15 protein-coding genes are annotated in these 17,616 nt (G+C 69.5%); 10 read left to right on the forward strand and 5 right to left on the reverse strand.

Going from position 1 to position 17,616, the window contains the following annotated elements:
* Positions 1–45 precede the first annotated feature (45 nt).
* Entirely contained in the window at positions 46–414 is a 369-nt protein-coding gene (locus tag IEY12_RS00905; protein ID WP_188876633.1) for a DUF8048 family protein, read from the forward strand.
* Between the two features lie 25 nt (positions 415–439).
* Here IEY12_RS00905 and IEY12_RS00910 read toward each other — a convergent pair whose 3' ends face one another.
* The 5 genes from IEY12_RS00910 to IEY12_RS00930 all read right to left on the reverse strand — a co-directional run bounded on the left by IEY12_RS00910 (position 440) and on the right by IEY12_RS00930 (position 5,351).
* Complete coding sequence (locus IEY12_RS00910; RefSeq protein WP_188876635.1) at positions 440–625, reverse strand: hypothetical protein; 186 nt, start codon at positions 623–625, stop codon at positions 440–442.
* A gap of 140 nt (positions 626–765) precedes the next feature.
* Positions 766–1,938, reverse strand: a complete 1,173-nt coding sequence (locus tag IEY12_RS00915) for a Cdc6/Cdc18 family protein (protein WP_188876637.1) — start codon at positions 1,936–1,938, stop codon at positions 766–768.
* A 63-nt stretch (positions 1,939–2,001) separates the two neighbouring features.
* Positions 2,002–3,081: a DUF7973 family transport facilitator gene (locus IEY12_RS00920; protein ID WP_188876639.1), complete on the reverse strand. Its 1,080-nt coding sequence runs from the start codon at positions 3,079–3,081 to the stop codon at positions 2,002–2,004.
* A 3-nt stretch (positions 3,082–3,084) separates the two neighbouring features.
* Positions 3,085–4,617: a glycerol kinase GlpK gene (gene glpK / locus IEY12_RS00925; RefSeq protein WP_188876641.1), complete on the reverse strand. Its 1,533-nt coding sequence runs from the start codon at positions 4,615–4,617 to the stop codon at positions 3,085–3,087.
* Positions 4,618–4,892: 275 nt separating this feature from the next.
* Positions 4,893–5,351: a DUF7992 family protein gene (locus tag IEY12_RS00930; protein ID WP_188876643.1), complete on the reverse strand. Its 459-nt coding sequence runs from the start codon at positions 5,349–5,351 to the stop codon at positions 4,893–4,895.
* A gap of 113 nt (positions 5,352–5,464) precedes the next feature.
* On the opposite strand from IEY12_RS00930, the gene glpA reads away from it, so the two are divergent.
* From glpA to IEY12_RS00975, 9 genes are all read left to right on the forward strand, one after another.
* Positions 5,465–7,183 (forward strand): anaerobic glycerol-3-phosphate dehydrogenase subunit GlpA, encoded by a 1,719-nt coding sequence (gene glpA, locus IEY12_RS00935; RefSeq protein WP_188876645.1) that lies wholly within the window; start codon positions 5,465–5,467, stop codon positions 7,181–7,183.
* Positions 7,173–8,426, forward strand: a complete 1,254-nt coding sequence (glpB, locus tag IEY12_RS00940) for a glycerol-3-phosphate dehydrogenase subunit GlpB (protein WP_188876647.1) — start codon at positions 7,173–7,175, stop codon at positions 8,424–8,426. Before glpA ends, glpB begins: the two co-directional genes overlap by 11 nt.
* Positions 8,423–9,757 carry an anaerobic glycerol-3-phosphate dehydrogenase subunit C gene (locus tag IEY12_RS00945; RefSeq protein ID WP_188876649.1) on the forward strand — a complete coding sequence of 445 codons (1,335 nt, stop codon included), beginning with the start codon at positions 8,423–8,425 and terminating at the stop codon, positions 9,755–9,757. The genes glpB and IEY12_RS00945 overlap by 4 nt, the downstream gene beginning before the upstream one ends.
* Positions 9,758–9,798: 41 nt before the next feature.
* Complete coding sequence (locus IEY12_RS00950; RefSeq protein ID WP_188876651.1) at positions 9,799–10,839, forward strand: ferredoxin--NADP reductase; 1,041 nt, start codon at positions 9,799–9,801, stop codon at positions 10,837–10,839.
* Positions 10,840–10,893: 54 nt separating this feature from the next.
* Positions 10,894–12,177 (forward strand): TraB/GumN family protein, encoded by a 1,284-nt coding sequence (locus IEY12_RS00955; RefSeq protein WP_188876653.1) that lies wholly within the window; start codon positions 10,894–10,896, stop codon positions 12,175–12,177.
* Positions 12,178–12,232: 55 nt separating this feature from the next.
* Positions 12,233–12,847: a zinc metalloprotease gene (locus IEY12_RS00960; protein WP_188876655.1), complete on the forward strand. Its 615-nt coding sequence runs from the start codon at positions 12,233–12,235 to the stop codon at positions 12,845–12,847.
* Between the two features lie 45 nt (positions 12,848–12,892).
* Entirely contained in the window at positions 12,893–13,876 is a 984-nt protein-coding gene (purM, locus tag IEY12_RS00965) for a phosphoribosylformylglycinamidine cyclo-ligase (RefSeq protein ID WP_188876657.1), read from the forward strand.
* Positions 13,877–14,137: 261 nt separating this feature from the next.
* Positions 14,138–16,519 (forward strand): DNA topoisomerase VI subunit B, encoded by a 2,382-nt coding sequence (locus IEY12_RS00970; RefSeq protein WP_188876660.1) that lies wholly within the window; start codon positions 14,138–14,140, stop codon positions 16,517–16,519.
* Positions 16,516–17,616, forward strand: a complete 1,101-nt coding sequence (locus IEY12_RS00975) for a DNA topoisomerase IV subunit A (protein WP_188876662.1) — start codon at positions 16,516–16,518, stop codon at positions 17,614–17,616. Before IEY12_RS00970 ends, IEY12_RS00975 begins: the two co-directional genes overlap by 4 nt.

The following is a 17,616-nucleotide window of genomic DNA, read 5'->3' on the forward strand; positions in this document are numbered from 1 at the left end:
CGCCGCGGCGAACGCCTCAAGGCCGCGCACCACGTTCTCCCACGTATGACCGAATTAGAGCAGACTCCCGTCTCGCGCGCGACCGTCGCGGACGTCGCCGCCGACACCGACCTCTCCGCCGATGCGCTCCGGGCGGCGCTCGGCGACCTCCAGTCGCTCGCGAGCGACTCGCCCGGCGTCGCGAGCGTCGACGACCTCGTCTACGAGTGGCGGACGGCGTTCCGCGACGACCCGCTCGTCGAGCGCACTCCCGACGCCTACCACCTCGCGGTGCCCGCGCGCGTCTGGGCGGACTTCGCGGAGCGCCTCGATTGGAGCGACGCCGAGCGCGACGCCGTCGAGGCGGTCCACACCGCGGCGTTCGCCCCGGAACACGACGACACCGCGGCGCGGCCGCTGGTGCTGGGTCGATAGCGACCGGCGAAAACGAAGGGCCGCGCTACTCGTCGGCGCGGTGGTGGATCCAGTTCTCGATGCCGACGAACTCGTCCGCGCCGCAGCCGCCGCACTCAGCCGGAGGCTCGAAGCGGCGTTTGCCGGCGGGCGTTCGGCTCGGAGCCCCGGCGTGGATTAACTGACAGTTATCACATACGTACCGCGCAACTTCCTCCGGTGTGTGGGACATGATACGTGCTTGAGACCGCAACTGCATAAGGTTTTCCGCCATTCCGTGTTTCCTCTCTTCGGCCGGTATCCGTCTATTCTTTACTGATACTTTCGGCGCCGCTGCCCCTGACGCGAACGCGGCGTCGGGTGGGCGGTGGCCTACCGACGGAGGTCGTAGAGCGTCCGGAAGACGGTCGGGGAGAACCGGCGCTCGACGCGGCTCGGCGAGCGCCCCTTTCCGGCCTGCTCGGTCGCTTGGACGCGTTCGACGACGCCGACCTCCGCCAGCTCGTAGAGGTAGCGCTTGATCGTTCCCTGCGAGAGGTCGACGTCCTGGTCGGCCGCGATGGCCTCCGTCGTCGCGGAGACCGAGCGGCGCTCCTCACGGTCGAGGTCAACGAGCGCCCGCAACACGCGCTGTTTGTTCGCCGAGAGCGCGAGCACCGTCCCGAGCGAGACGGCGTCGTGTGGGACCTCCGCGATGGCGGCGTCGACGTCGGCGTCGGTGATGCGACCGCGATCCGCCTCCTCGGCGCGGCAGGCGGCGACGAAGAGCGCCGCGAGCGCGTCGTGGGCGTTCCCGTCCGCCCAGTCCGCGATTCGGCTGGCGAGCGCGTGGTCAAACGCTTGGCGCGCCAGCCCGTTCGACGCGCGCGTCATCAGTACGTCGATGAGAACCCGGCGCTGGTAGCGGCCGATATCGATGTCGCGTGCGGTGTAGTCGGAGAGCGCGCCGTCGGCCGGGGCGGCCCGGCCGACGGCGAGCCAACTGGCGTTGTTCGGGAGCCCCGAGAGCCACTCGACGAGGGCGTCGTCCGCGACGCCGGGAGCGTCGACGTGGTCGACGGCGACGACGGCGCCCGCCCGCGAGCCGCCGAGGGCGTCGTGAAGTCGCCGCTGGATCTCCTGAGTACCGACACCGTGCTCGGGTACCGACTCCTCGACGACGGCGTCGAGCACGCGGTGGTAGAAGGCGAACTCGCTCGTTGTCTCACGGAGGTCGACGTAGACGAACCACGGGGTCCGCGACGAGCGCGCCCGCGTGGTCGTGTAGATGGCTTCGCGGGACTGTGCGGAGAAGCGCTCGAGGTGGTCGAAGAGCGACGTGACGACGGCGCTCTTCCCGGCGCCGAAGGGGCCGTGCACGTACGCGTTCGGCGGGAGCGTCCCGTCGAAGACGGGGTCGATGTGGTCGAGCAGTCGCTCGACGACCGGTCCGCGACCCGCGGGTTCCTCGATGTGAGCAACGGGTGAGAGCACCTCGTAGTCGCGGACGAGCCGGCGCGAGTCCGCCTCCTGCCGTCGTCGCTGTATCCTCGCGTCGATGTTCATTGCGTGGGGGATAGTCGTTGTTTGGTATCTGTTCACGTCGTGAAAAGCCGACGGTTCGAAACGTCAGAGGCCGAGATAGCCGGCGTTCGGCAGGACACCCAGCAGGTAGAGGACGCCGATGATGAACATCATGAACGCGATCGCCATCGCGGGCGGGTCCACGTGCGTGCCGGAGTGCGAGTAGAAGATGCGCTGGAGGGCCTCGCCGGAGAGGCCGCTGAGCGCGCCGACGACGCCTGCTGCGACGATGGCGGCGACCGGACTGCCGAACATCGACATCGCGAGCACCGCACCGACGGAGCCGAGGAGGGTGATGTGGTGGGTGACCGGGATCTTCTCGACGCCCAAGTTGAGGAAGAGCAGGCTCATCGCGGAGATGGCGTAGCCGAGGAAGATACTCCCCGTCTTGAGCCAGATGTAGCCGCCGAGGACGCCCCCGACGAGACCGATGGCGGTGACGCCCACCCACTTGTACTGGTGGGGGAGCCACGGCTCGACGGCGAGTCGGCCGGCGTTCCCCGCGTGGACGTCACCGTCCTGATCGCGGGTTTCCTCGCGCTCGAACGGCCCCATGTCGAGGTAGCCGTCGCCCGCTGGCTTCCCGATGAGCGGGTAGCCGAAGACGAGTCGGGCGATCATCGCGGTGAGGAAGACGGAGAGCGCGATGCCGTCCGTCGGAAGGCCGAGGCCGCCGGAGAGCTTCGCGATGAGCATCCCGAGCACGCCGAAGATCGCGCCGACGGCGAGGATGTCCGGCTTCGTGCCGTAGGCTTCCGTGATGTTCTTTCCGAGGTGGTAGTCCCAGCCGGACGGGTTCATCTCGGGGTACTTCTTCCCGACGTACGCGGAGGCGGCGACCCCGGCCGCGAACGAGATGTGGGGGCCGGTGACCGCGCCGAAGCCGATGACGCCGGTGACGCCGACGGCGAGTTCACCGTTCGGAACGCTGGGGAGTTCGCCGACCTCGCTCTGTAGGATGGCGAGCCCCTCGCCGAGGAAGACGACGAACCCCGTGAAGACGAACGAGGGGAGCGCGCCGAGCGCGGCGCCGAGCGCCCCGCCGGCGAGCGCGGCGATGACGAGCACGAGGAACGCGCCGGGCTCCATCCCGATGACGGGGATGGTCTGGAGCGGGAGGAACATCGGTTATTCCTCCTGCGCCCAGTCGAGGGAGCGCTCGACGGCGTCGTCCCAGCGGCCGTACATCCGGTCGGCGTCCGACTGACTCATCTCGGCGTCGAACTCGCGGTCGACCTGCCAGTTCGAGCGGAGTTCGTCGATGGTGTCCCAGTAGCCGACGGCGAGCCCGGCGGCGTACGCGCTCCCGAGCGCGGTGGTCTCGTCGACTTCGGGGCGCGCGATCTCGGTCTGGATGATGTCCGCCTGTAGCTGGCAGAGGAAGTTGTTCTTCACGGCACCGCCGTCGACGCGGAGGCTGGTGGTCTCGACGCCGGAGTCGGCCTCCATCGCCTCGGCGATGTCCCGGGTCTGGTAGGCGATGGATTCGAGCGTCGCGCGCACGATGTGCTCCTTCTTCGTCCCGCGCGTCATCCCGACGATGGTGCCCCGCGCGCGGCCGTCCCAGTGGGGCGCGCCGAGGCCCGTGAACGCGGGGACCATGTAGACGCCGTCCGTGGAGTCGACGGAGCGCGCGAGTTCGGCGGTCTGGGCGGCGTTGTCGATGAGGTCAACGTCCTCGAGCCACTCGATGGCGGCGCCGGTGATGAAGATGGAGCCCTCGAGGGCGTACTGGACGGGCTCGCCGGACATCTGGAAGCCGACGGTGGTGAGGAGTCCGTGCTCGGACTCGACGGCCTCGTTCCCGGTGTTCATCAGGTAGAACGAGCCGGTGCCGTAGGTGTTCTTCGCGTCGCCGGCGTCGAAGCACGTCTGTCCGAAGAGCGCGGCCTGCTGGTCGCCGAGCGCGCCCGCGACCGGGACCTCGGCGCCGAGGAACCCATCCGAGTCGGTGTGGCCGTAGTAGTTCTCGTCGCTCGACGGGCGGACCTCGGGGAGCATCTCGGCGGGGACGTCGAACTCCGCGAGGAGTTCCTCGTCCCACTCCATCTCGTGGATGTCGAAGAGCATCGTCCGCGAGGCGTTCGTGACGTCCGTGATGTGCTCGCCGGTGAGGTTGTAGATGAGCCAGGCGTCGATGGTGCCCATCAGGAGTTCGCCGTCGCGGGCGCGGTCGCGGAGGTCCTGCGAGCGTGAGGACTGCAGCTTCAGGGGCTCGGCGTTGTCGAGGATCCACTCGGTCTTGGTCGCGGAGAAGTAGGCGTCCGCCTCGAGACCGGTCTTCTCGCGGATCCACTCGACCTTGTCCGCCGCCTCGAGTTCCTCGACGCGGTCGGTCGTCCGGCGGTCCTGCCAGACGAGGGCGTTGTGTACGGGCTTGCCGCTCTCCCTGTCCCAGACGAGCGTCGTCTCGCGCTGGTTCGTGATGCCGATGCCTTCGAGTTGCTCGGCGTCGAGGCCCGCTTCCTCGAGGCCGCGCGTCACGACCTCCTGGGTGTTCTCCCAGATCTCCATCGGGTTGTGCTCGACCCACCCGGGCTCGGGATAGATCTGCTCGTGCTTCTCGTAGGCGTTCGCGACGACCTCCCCGCTGTGGTCGAAGACCATGAAGCGGGTTCCGGTCGTCCCCTGATCGATCGAACCGACGTATGTGTCTGCCATTGGTGGTCTCGTCGGGCGGCATATTCTTTATCGACGACGCCGCCCGAGTGGTCAATATGAATTAACAATAATAAAGGTTACTCCCGGTGCCCATGCATCAGTAAACGGCGGGTCCCGTCGGTGGCCGGGGATGGCGACGGGGCGAGGTCGCGAGAACACGGGACAGACGCCTTGCGCCGGCGGTTCGGTCGGGTCGCTCGAACACGACTCGTACGGGGGGCGGGCGCGGCGACGGCGCCGGCTACCGCCGCCCGCCCGTCGCCGGTAAACTCGCCTCAGAAATCGGGGAGGTCGTCGGGCGCCTCGTAGTCGGCGTCCCAGTCGACGTAGTCGGCCTTCAGGCGGTCGGAGACGATGCGCCCGAGCTCGGTCAGCTCGGCGTTGATGGCCGAGACGGTGCTCCACGAGTCGAGGGCGGGGTGGAGGTCGCGCTCCTTCCAGTCCTCCGGGAGGCCGGGCGCGTGATAGCCCACGCGATCCGCGAAGTCGTCCCAGAAGAAGTCGAAGCCCGTGACCAGCCCGAGGTCCTCGACGATCTCCCACTCGGACTCATCGAGGTCGCTCTGCGCCGCCCACTCGGCGAACCCCTCCTCCCACGCGCCCTCCCGGAGGAAGGCGTCGAGGTCGTCTCTGTGCGTGTCGTTCGCGCCGGCGACGTCCACATCGTCGTAGTCGCTCAGGTCGGCGTCGGACTCGAGCTCGGGCGGGTCGGGCGTCTCGACGTCGAGGCTCATACCTCCACGAGCGCGCGCCGACCCGAAGTAGGTTGTCCTCCCGGTCGTTTACTCGTGCCCCCGAGATAGGGGATAAAGATAAGGTGCGGGAGTGAGACGTACACACGAACCGCATGGGAACGAGAACGGAGGTGCTCGTCATCGGCGGCGGCTCCACGGGCTGTGGCGTCGTTCGCGACCTCGCGCGTCGCGGCGTCGACACGACCCTCGTCGAGAAGGGCACCCTAACCAACGGGACGACCGGTCGGATGCACGGCCTGCTCCACTCGGGCGGCCGCTACGCCGTCTCCGATCAGGCGAGCGCGCGCGAGTGCATCGAGGAGAACCGCGTCCTTCGGGACATCGCCGGCCACTGCGTCGAGGAGACGGGGGGGCTCTTCGTGAAGCGCCCGGAGGACGACGAGGAGTACTTCCAGGAGAAACTACAGGGCTGTCGGGACTGCGACATCCCCGCCGAAGTCCTCACGGGCGCCGAGGCACGCGAGCGCGAACCCTATCTCGCGAAAGACGTCGAGAAGGCCATCGCGGTGCCGGACGCCGCCGTCGATCCCTTCCGCCTCTGCGTCGCGAACGCAGTCGACGCCGAGAACCACGGCGCGCGCGTCGAGACACACGCCGAAGTCACCGACCTCCTCGTCGAGGGCGGCGAGATCGTGGGCGCGGAAGTCACGCACGAGTCCGGGAAGGGCCCCCGCGAGCACGGGACGCCCGGCGAAGTCGAGGAGATATACGCCGACCACGTCGTGAACGCGGCGGGCGCGTGGGCGGGTCGCATCGGCGACCACGCCGACCTCGACGTCGCCGTCCGCCCCTCGAAGGGCGTGATGACAGTGATGAACACCCGGCAGGTCGACACCGTCGTGAACCGCTGTCGGCCGAAGGGGGACGCGGACATCATCGTCCCCCACGAGACGGCCTGTATCCTCGGCACCACCGACGAGGAAGTCGGCGACCCCGAGGACTACCCCGAGGAGGAATGGGAGGTCGACCTCGTCATCGACACGCTCAGCGAACTCGTCCCCATCCTCCAAGAGGCACGGACGCTCCGTTCGTTCTGGGGCGTCCGCCCGCTCTACGAACCGCCCGGAACGGGGACGCAGGACCCGACGGACATCACGCGCGACTACTTCACCCTCGACCACGAGGAGCGCGACGCGGTGCCGGGCATGACGAGCATCGTCGGCGGCAAACTCACCACCTACCGGATGATGGCCGAGTCCATCACCGACCACGTCTGCGAGAAACTCGGCGTCTCTGCCACCTGCGACACCGCCGACGCGCCGCTCCCCGGGAGCGAGCGTCCGGGCGACCTCGAGGCGGCGATGGAGCGCTTCGGCCTGCGCTCGCCGGTCGCCCGGCGGAGCGCCCAGCGCCTCGGCTCGCGGACCGAGGACGTCCTCGCGTCCTGCGACCCGAACCCCGTCGTCTGTAGCTGCGAGGGCGTCACGCGCGCGGAAGTGCGGGACGCCATCGACGACTCGGGCACCGACCTGAACGCCGTGCGAATCCGGACGCGCGCCTCGATGGGGAACTGTCAGGGCGGGCGCTGTGCGCACCGAATGGCCGCCGAACTCCACCCCGAGCACGACGAGGCCACCGCGCGCGCGGCGCTCGACGAACTCTGGGCGGAGCGCTGGAAGGGCCAGCGCCACGCGCTCTGGGGCGAACAGCTCTCGCAGGCGATGCTGAACCGCGCGATCCACGGCGCGACGATGAACCGCGACAACGACCCCGCGCGGACGGACGACGCCGTGGACTGGGACGCCTTCGACGGCGGGCGGTCGGACGCCGGAGAGGGCGAGGTCGGCGAGGAGGGCATCCATGGCGATTGAGGACGACGTCCTCGTCGTCGGCGGCGGCGTCGCCGGGATGACGGCGGCGCTCGCGGCGGCCGACGAGGGCGCTTCGGTCAGGCTCGTCACGAAGAAGCAGAGCACGCTCCGGCACGCGAGCGGCCTCGTGGACGTCCTCGGCTACGCGCCGGACGGGAAGCTGCTCGCCGACCCCTTCGACGCCCTCACCGACCTGCCGGCCGACCACCCCTACGCGCTCGTGGGCGCCGAGGCGATACGGGCGGGCCTCGAGCGCTTCGACGCCGTCGCGGGCGAGCTGTACCGGGGCGGACACACGGAGAAGAACGCCCTCCTGCCGACGCACGGCGGGACGGTGAAGCCGACAGCCCGCTATCCGGCGAGCGCCGCCGCCGGCCTCGCGAGCGACGACCGGGACGCGCTGCTGGTCGGCTTCGAGACGCTGACGGACTTCGACGCACCGCTCGCCGCCGAGCACCTCGAGGCGGCGGGCGTCCCGTTCGACGCGCGCGGCGCGACCGTCTCCTTCCCCGGCGAACCCCGGGCGGACGCGAAGGTGACGCGCTACGCGCACGCGCTCGACGAGGACGCGGACGGCGAACGCGGCCGCCTCGCCGCGCGGGTCGCGCGCGTCCACGACGGCGAACCGCGAGTCGGCTTCCCGGCGGTACTCGGACAGGAGCACCCTGCAGATGTGCGCGCCGCCCTCGAAGCCGACCTCGACGCGGACGTCTTCGAGGTGCCGATGGGGCCCCCGAGCCTCCCCGGCATCCGACTCGAGTACGCCTTCCGCGCGGCCCTCGACGACGCGGGCGTCCACACCGTCCGCCGGCCGGTCGTCGACTACGAGACGGACGGTGAGGGTCGGCTCAGCGCCGCCGTCGTCGAGCGCAACGGCCAGCACATCCCCCACTACGCCGACTCGTTCGTGCTCGCGACTGGAGGATTGGTCGGGAAGGGCCTCGATTCGGACCGCGAGGCCGTTCGCGAACCCGTCTTCGACTGCCACGTCCCCCAGCCCGAGGACCGCTACGACTGGTTCCGCGACGAGGCGTTCGGCGAGCAGCCCTACGCGCGCTTCGGCGTCGACGTGGGCGACGACCTCCGCCCGCGCGACGAGGACGGACGCATCGAGTTCGAGAACCTCCGCGCCGCCGGGAGCGTCATCGGCGGCTACGACTTCGCCACCGAGTGCTCCGGAACGGGCGTCAGCCTCGCGACGGGCGACGCCGCCGGAGCGGCCGCAGGAGCTGATACCCAATGAGTGACGCAGAATCCCCCAGCGACGACTTCGAACCGATAGAGGTGTTCCCCGACGAGGAGACGCCCGACCTCCGTCCGGGCGCCGACGACTGCTACAAGTGCTCGACGTGCGACACGAACTGCCCGGTCGCGGAGGTCGACGACGACTTCCCCGGCCCGAAGTTCCAGGGCCCCGAGCAGTGGCGCCTCAAGCGCAAGGAGGACGCCTCCGTCGACGACTCCATCTCGAAGTGCTCGAACTGCATGCGCTGTGACTCCGCGTGCCCCAGCGACGTGGGGCTCTCCCAGATGCACAACACCGCGCGCGCCGAGTACGTCGAGGAGGAGCTCTCGAAGACGAGCCTCACCTACTGGCGCAACCGCATCCTCGCGAACTACCGGACGTCCGCGTTCCTCGCGAGCAAGGTCCCCCGCATCGCGAACTTCGCGATGAACTTCGGGCCGGCGCGCTGGGCGATGGAGAAGACGCTCGGCGTCACGAGCGAGCGCGAGTTCCCCGAGTTCGCCACGGAGACCTTCCGCGAGTGGTGGGAGCGACAGGGCGGCGCGGACGGGTCGCGCGAACGCGCCCGCGAGGCACGCGAGCGCCGCGGCGAGGACGTCGACGCCGACAAAAGGGTCGCGTACTTCCACGGCTGTTACGCGAACTACAACACCCCGGAGGTCGCGAAATCCCTCGTCCGGGTGTTCGAGCACTTCGGCTACGAGCTCGTCGTCCCCGAGCAGCGCTGCTCGGGCACCCCGATGTTCGCGAACGGGATGCTCGACGACGCCGAGCGCCACGCCGAGGTGAACGTCTCCTCGATGGGCGACCTCATCGAACAGGGCTATGACGCCATCGCGTCGTGTACGTCGTGCTCGATGGCGCTCCGACAGGAGTACCCGGAGCTCTTCGACATCGACGGCATCGAGGACGTCGCCGAGAACACGTGGGAGGCCCTCGAGTACCTGCGCGTGCAGGAGGACCTCTCGGGCGAACTCGCCGGCGCGGAAGTCGAGGACGAGCACCTCGCGTCGCTCGCCTACCACGCGCCGTGTCACGCCCGCAATCAGGGCTTGGACGGGCAGGCGCTCGAGCTCTTCGATGACCTCGCGGGCGTCGACGCGGAGGACGTCGGCGACTCCTGCTCCGGTATCTCCGGGACGTACGGTTGGAAGGAGGAGAAGTACGAGACGTCGATGAAGATCGGCGAGGAGATGTTCGACCACATGGAGGACGCCGAGGGCGAGGTCGGCATGACGGAGTGTCCGACCTGCGCGATGCAGATGGAGCACGGCACCGGCTACGAGATCCGACACCCGCTCGAAGTCGTCGCCGCGGCGCTCACGTAGGCCCGCCGCGTTTACGTCGCCGGCGCCCCTCGAACGACGCGATGCCCGAACCCAGACGCCCTCGGCCGGACGCGCAGGTCGAGGAACTCCCCCTCCTCACTGACACCGCGACGGTGACGCGCGTGGACGCGCTCGATGAACGGCGCGGCGACGAGATACGGCGCGCCGTCCACCGACTCCTCCGCGAGCACGGCGCGGACGTGACGCGCCACATCGACGACGACGGGATCGCGTGGAACGCCCTCGAACGGGAGCTCCACGATATCGACCTCCCGCGAGTGACGCGGCGGAAACTCGGCGTGCTCCGGGAGCGCCACGAGCGCGACTACCCCTCGCTCGTCGAGGTCGCCTTCGACCCCGCGACCGAGTTCGACTTCGCGCCCGGCCAGTTCGTCACCATCCGCTTTCGCGGCACGCCGCGCCCGTACTCGCTCGCGTCCTCGCCGAACGACGAGGAGCTGTCGCTCTGCGTCCGCCGCGTGCCGGGCGGGCGCCTCTCCGAGAAGCTCTGCACGGACCTCGAACCCGGCGACCACCTCCCCGAACTGCGCGGGCCGAACGGCGACTTCACCCTGCAGGACCACTCCGCGAGGGACATGGCCTTCCTCGCGACGGGGACGGGCGTCGCGCCGCTGCGCTCGATGATCCGCTACGTCTTCGAGGAGGGGCTCGACACCTACGAGGGCGAGGCCCGCGACATCTGGCTCTTCCTCGGCACCGCGTGGGCGGACGACTGCGCCTTCCGCGAGGAGTTCCGCGCGCTCGACGCCGCCCACGAGCACTTCCACTACGTCCCGTGTCTCACGCGCGAACGCTACCTCACGGGCTGGACGGGCGAGACGGGCTACGTCCAGCAGACGCTCCTGAAGTACGTCGAGGACGGCGTCGAGGCGCCCGACCTGAGCGTGGGTCTCCGCGAGTTCCTCGACGCCGAGCCCGAGACGGACATCGACGCGCGCATCGACCCCACGGAGCTCGAAGTGTACGCTTGCGGGGTGTCCGCGATGGTGCAGACGCTCGAGGACGTCTGCTCGTGCGTCGGCGTCTCCGGCGGCGACATCCGCGGCGAGGGCTACGGGTAGCGCGGCGTGCGGTGACGACACACGTAAGGCCCGGTGGTGACTACTCTCGCGGCAATGAGTGACAGCGCGCGCGACGGCGAGGGGTCGGTGCGGCTCGTCGGGACCGCGCACGTCTCCGCGGACTCCGTCGCGGAGGTCGAACGCGTCATCGAGGAAGAAGACCCGGACACGGTGGCGGTCGAGCTCGACGAGGGGCGCTACCGGCAGATGAAGGGCGAGACGCCCGACGAGATCGCGCCGGCAGACCTCCTGCAGGGGAGCATGGCGCTCCAGTTCCTCGCGTACTGGCTGCTCTCCTACGTCCAACAGCGCATGGGCGAGCGCTTCGACATCCAGCCGGGCGCGGACATGCTCGCCGCCGTCGAGACGGCCGAAGCCATCGGGAGCGACGTCGCGCTCGTCGACCGCGACATCCAGGTGACGATCCAGCGCTTCTGGGCGCGCATGAGCGCGTGGGAGAAACTGCGGATGGTCGGCCAGCTCGCGCTCGCCGTCCTCGGCGTCGGCGGCGGCAAAGAGGAGGAGATGTCGATGGCGGACCTCACGGACGCCGACGTCGTCTCCGCGATGATGGAGGAGTTCCGCCAGTTCAGTCCCGAGGGCGCCGAGGCGCTCATCGACGAGCGCGACGCCTACCTCGCGCACAACATCGTGAACCTCCGCGAGCAGGGGAAACACGTCGTCGCCGTCGTCGGCGCCGGCCACAGGGCCGGCATCGAGCGCTACCTCGCCCACCCCGAGGAGCTGCCGCCGATGGACGAGCTGACGGGCCGCGCCGAGAAGCGCTTCTCGCTCGCGAAGGTCGTCGGCGCGCTCCTCACGCTCGGCTTCCTCGCGTTCTTCGTGCTCGTCCTGATGGCGGGCGTGAACGACGCCGTCGTCCTCCGGCTCTTCGTCGCGTGGTTCCTCTTCAACGGCGTCATCGCCGCCGGACTCGCGCTCCTCGGCGGCGCACACTGGACGTCCGCCGGCGTCGGCGGCGCCGTCGCGTGGCTCACCTCCATCAATCCCCTGCTGGCGCCCGGCTGGTTCGCGGGCTACGTCGAGTTGCGCTACACGCCCGTGCGTATCAGCGACATCGGGACGCTGAACGAGATCATGAGCGACGAGACGCTCCCCGTCAGGGAGGTGTTCTCGCGGATGACCGACGTCCCGCTCTTCCGGCTCATCGCCGTCGTCGCGCTCACGAACGTCGGGAGCATGATCGCGAGCTTCCTCTTCATCCCGCTCGTCCTCCCGCTCGTCGGCGGGCCGTTCGACAGCGTCGGCGAAGTCCTCGCCGTGCTCCTGCGTGGCGCGCAGAACAGCCTCGACCTCATCCGGGGGCTCGTCGCGTGAACTACGTCGAACCGGTGGTTCGACTGGCGCACACTCGCCGCGCGAGGTGGCTCGCGTGAGCGCCTCGCTCACGTCGCGGCTCACCTTCAGCGCCGACGAACTGCGGGACCTGCTCGTCGCGTGGCTCGCGCTCGGTGTCGCGTTCGCGTTCTTCTACGAGCGCGTCACCGCGACGGCGCTCGCGGGCTACGTCACCTCGCGGGCGTTCCTGCTCGCGCTCGCGGCGAGCCTCCTCACGGCGGGTATCGGCTTCCTCCTCCACGAGCTCGCGCACAAGGTCGTCGCCGTCCGCTACGGGCAGGTCGCGGCGTTCCGCGCGGACTACGGGATGCTCGCGCTCGCCGTCCTCGGCGGGCTCGCGGGCTTCCTCTTCGCCGCACCGGGCGCCGTCGTCCACCGTGGCCGGCTCACCGAGCGCCAGAACGGCCTCATCGCGCTCGCCGGGCCGGTGACGAACCTCGCGCTCGCCGCGATATTCGCGCCGCTCGCCTTCCTCGGCGTCGACCTCGGGATGCGCGGCCTCTCCATCAACCTCCTGCTCGCGGGGTTCAACATGCTGCCCGTCGGGCCGCTCGACGGGAGGAGCGTCGTCTCGTGGAGCAAGGCCGTCTACGCCCTCGTCGCCGTCCCGTCCGTCCTGCTCGGCGTGGCCGCGCTGTTGTACGTCTGAGCATACATCGCTATCCTTTTCGCCCCCGATTACGCACGGTCGTGTATGAGTGAGGACGATGCCGAGGGCATGACGTACGCCGAGGCAGGCGTCGACATCGACGCGAGCGAGGCCGCGACCGCCGCGCTCGTCGACGCCGTCGCGGACGTCGGGAACACCACGGACTACGCGGGACTCGTGCCGATGGGCGAGCAGTACCTCGCGCTCGCGACGGACGGCGTCGGCACGAAACTGCTCGTCGCCGAAGCCCTCGAGGACTACTCGACGGTGGGCATCGACTGCATCGCGATGAACGTCAACGACCTCGCCGCCGCCGGCGTCGAACCCGCCGCGTTCGTCGACTACCTCGCCGTCGACGAGCCGAGCGAGGAGCTCACCGCGCAGGTCGGCGAGGGGCTCGCGGCGGGCGCCGAGGAGGCCGGGATGGCGCTCGTCGGCGGCGAGACGGCGGTCATGCCCGAAGTCGTGAAGGGCTTCGACCTCGCCGGCACCGTCGCCGGCCTCGCAGACGAGGACGACCTCCTGCCCGGCGAGGCCGAGGCGGGCGACGCGCTCGTCGGCTTCGCGTCCTCGGGCATCCACTCGAACGGCCTCACGCTCGCCCGGCAGGCCGCGACGAAGGGCGAGGGGAGCTATCACGACGACTACCCCTACGACGGCTACGACACGGTCGGCGAGGCCCTGCTGGAGCCGACGCGCATCTACACCTATCTGCTCCCGTCGCTCCACGACCTCGACATCCACGCGGCCGCGCACGTCACCGGCGGCGGCTGGACGAACCTCGCGCGGATGGGCGACTACGCCTACGACGTCACGGACCCACTCCCCGCACAGGACGTCTTCGCGTTCGTCGCCGAGCGCGGGGACGTTTCCGAGGAGGAGATGCACCGCACGTTCAACATGGGCACCGGGTTCGTCGTCGCGTGCCCCGAGGACGAGGCCGACGACCTGATCGCCACGACGGACGGCGAGCGCATCGGCACCGTTCGCGAGGGCGACGGTGTCGAGATCCGCGGCCTCACCCTCTAGACACACCACCGCCGCAACTGTTTCCCGCCGCGTGCGCGCCCGACGGACCGCTCAGACGCACATCGCGCCACAGTCGCGCCACAGTGCGCGCACCGGTGGTCGCCCGCGCGCGTCGACCGTGCCCGTGAGCGCCGGAAGTGGAGTCCGGCCGTCCGTCCGGCGAGCACGACGCGTGCGGCCGTTCCCCGTGCCGTCGTCCACTTTCACCACGGTGTACCCACGGGGTTTTATAGCCGCATAGCCAACGTCGTAGGCACGGAAATGACGTCCTTCCAGTCGACACTCGCCGATGGAGACGACGGCATCGCGGAGGAGCTCGCCGCGAGCCAGCGCGAGATCTCCATCGCCGAGTTCTTCGAGAAGAACAAGCACATGCTGGGCTTCGACTCCGGGGCCCGCGGGCTCGTCACGGCCGTCAAGGAAGCCGTCGACAACGCCCTCGACGCCACGGAGGAGGCCGGTATCCTCCCCGACATCTACGTCGAGATTCAGGAGCACGGGGACTACTACACGCTCGTCGTCGAGGACAACGGCCCCGGCATCACCAAAGAGCAGATCCCGAAGATCTTCGGCAAGCTCCTCTACGGCTCCCGCTTCCACGCCCGCGAACAGTCGCGGGGCCAGCAGGGCATCGGGATCTCGGCCGCCGTCCTCTACAGCCAGCTCACCTCCGGCACGCCCGCGAAGATCACCTCGCGCACGCAGGGCTCGAGCGAGGCCAACTACTACGAGCTCGTCATCGACACGGACACGAACGAACCGGTCATCAGCGAGGAACAGACGACGTCGTGGGACCGCTCGCACGGCACCCGCATCGAGCTCGAAATGGAGGCGAACATGCGCGCGCGGGGTCAACTCCACGACTACGTCGAGCACACCGCCGTCGTGAACCCGCACGCACGCCTCGAACTCCGCGAGCCGAAGGGCGAGTTCAAGTTCGAGCGCGCGGAGGGCGCGACCCTCCCCGCCGAGACCGAGGAGATCCGCCCGCACCCCCACGGCGTGGAACTCGGCGCGCTCATCAAGATGCTCGACCAGACGGACTCCCGGACGGTTCGGGGCTTCCTCCGCGAGGAGTTCACGCGCGTCGGCGCGAAAACCGCCGACAGTATCTGTGACGCCTTCCGCGACCGCCACTACGGCCGCGAGCTCGCGTGGACGCTCCCCACCGCGAGCGAGGCTGACCTCGAGGCCGCGCTCCGCGACGCCGTCTCGAACAAGCCCGCCGACGACACGGAGGCGTTCGCGGCCGCCGTCGCGGACGCGCTCCGCGAACGCGGCGCGCTCGCCTACACCGATCTCGAGACGCTCGTCGCCGACGCCGCCGCCGACGCCGAGGGCGCGACCTCCTTCGGCGCGACCGTCCGGGGACACGTCGTCGACGCCGCGTGGGGCGTCCTCACCGCGGACCGCCGCAGCGACCTCTACCGACACGTCGACGCCGCCACCTCGAACCAGAAGGACGACGCGACGGTGGACGCGCTCGCCGAGCGCCTCGCCGCGAAGTTCGGCGAGGAGACGCCGCGCGACCGCCTGACGCGCGACGGCCTCCGCGACTTCGTCGTGCGCGCCGCCGAGACGACCGAGGACGTCGACGGCGCGACCGTCGGCGAGACCGCCCGTGAGAACATCACGGAAGAACTCTGGATGAACGCCCACACCGTCACGGACGACCTCCCGAGCGCTGCGGACGTCGAGGGCGACCGGAACCTCGCGCGCGACCTGCTCGCCGCGATGAGTTCCGTGGACGTGATGGCGCCACCGACGTCGTGTCTCTCGCCGATCGAGGCCGACCTCATCGAGGCCGGCCTCCGCAAGGAGTTCGACGCGGAGTTCTACGCCGCCGCGACGCGCGACGCGGACGTCCACGGCGGCGACCCGTTCGTCGTCGAGGCAGGCATCGCCTACGGCGGCGACCTCGCCGCCGAGGGGACCGTGGACGTGATGCGCTTCGCGAACCGCGTCCCGCTCGTCTACCAGCGCGGCGCCTGCGCGACGACGAAGGTCCTCAAGCAGATCGGCTGGCGGAACTACGGCCTCGACCAGCCGGGCGGGAGCGGCCTGCCGAACGGCCCGTGCGTCATCATGGTGCACGTCGCCTCGACGAACGTACCGTTCACGAGCGAGTCGAAGGACGCGCTCGCGTCGGTCCCGGAGATCGAGGACGAGATCGAGCTCGCGGTCCGCGAGGCCGCCCGCGAACTGAAGAGCTTCCTGAACAAGCGCCGCTCGATGCAGAAGCGCCGCGAGAAGCAGAACGTCATCATGGACGTCCTCCCGAAGATGGCCGACAAGGTCTCGGAGATGACCGGCCGCGAGCCCGTGGCCGTCGAGGACTCGCTCGCGCGCATCATGAACAACGTCCTCGTCGAGCGCGAACGCGACGGCGAGGCCGTGACACTCACCGTCGAGAACCACACGAGCGCCGGCGCGGACCTCGAGGTCACCGAAATCGTCTCCGCCGAACCCGCGAACGTCAGCGAGGGCACCGTCGTCGAGATGGACGGCGAGTGGTTCGTGAAGTGGTCGCCCTCCGTCTCCGGCGGCGACGACGCGGCGCTCACCTACACCGTCAGCGACGACGCCGACTGCGACCTCTCCGTGAGCGGCGTCGAAGAGGAGAAACTCACCGTCAACCGATGAGCTCAGACACCACCCCAGACGACGCGGAGGCGCGCGAGCGCCTCACCGACATGGCCGCAGAGTTCTACGACCAGTTCGCCGACGGGGACGTTCCGAGCATGACGCTCCCGACGCGCTCGAAGTCGAACATCGTCTTCGACGAGGACGCGGGCGTCTGGGTGTACGGCGACCGCACCTCGACGCGCTCCGCGAACTCCGTCAGCGGCGCGCGGAAGCTCCTGAAGTCCGTCTACACCATCGACTTCCTCGCCCAGCAACTCGACGAGGACCGCTCCTCGACGCTGCGTGAACTCTACTACCTCTCCGAGTCGTGGGGCGAGGAGGAGGCGCAGTTCAACAACCAGTCGGAGTCCGACAAGCTCGTCGAGGACCTCGAAATCGTCTCCGGCGTGAAGCGCGAGGACTTCCACATGCGCCCCGAGGAATCGGGCGCGAAGGTGATGGGGCCCCTCCGCATCCGCGAGCAGACGAATCGCGGCGACCGCGAGATCCACTGTCAGGAGGACGTCGGGCAGGGCGGCTACCAGATCCCGAACAACCCCGACACCATCGAGTTCCTCGACCACGACACCGACTTCGTCCTCTGCGTGGAGACCGGTGGGATGCGCGACCGCCTCGTCGAGAACGGCTTCGACGACGAGTACAACGCCCTCGTCGTCCACCTCGGCGGCCAGCCAGCGCGCGCGACGCGGCGCCTCACCAAGCGCCTCCACGACGAACTCGACCTCCCGGTCACGGTCTTCACGGACGGTGACCCGTGGAGCTACCGCATCTTCGGATCCGTCTCCTACGGGTCGATCAAGTCCGCGCACCTCTCGGAGTACCTCGCGACGCCGGACGCGCAGTTCATCGGCATCCGGCCCGCCGACATCGTCGAGTACGACCTCCCCACCGACCCGCTCGGTGACTCGGACGTGAACGCCCTCGAGAGCGAACTCGAGGACCCGCGCTTCCAGTCCGACTTCTGGACGGAGCAGATCGAGCTCCAGCTCGACATCGGGAAGAAGGCCGAACAGCAGGCGCTCGCCTCGCGCGGGCTGGACTTCGTCACGGACACCTACCTCCCCGAGCGACTGGACGAGATGGGCGTCCTGTAG

Origin of the sequence: Halarchaeum grantii (assembly GCF_014647455.2) — an archaeon.
Taxonomy (GTDB): domain Archaea; phylum Halobacteriota; class Halobacteria; order Halobacteriales; family Halobacteriaceae; genus Halarchaeum; species Halarchaeum grantii.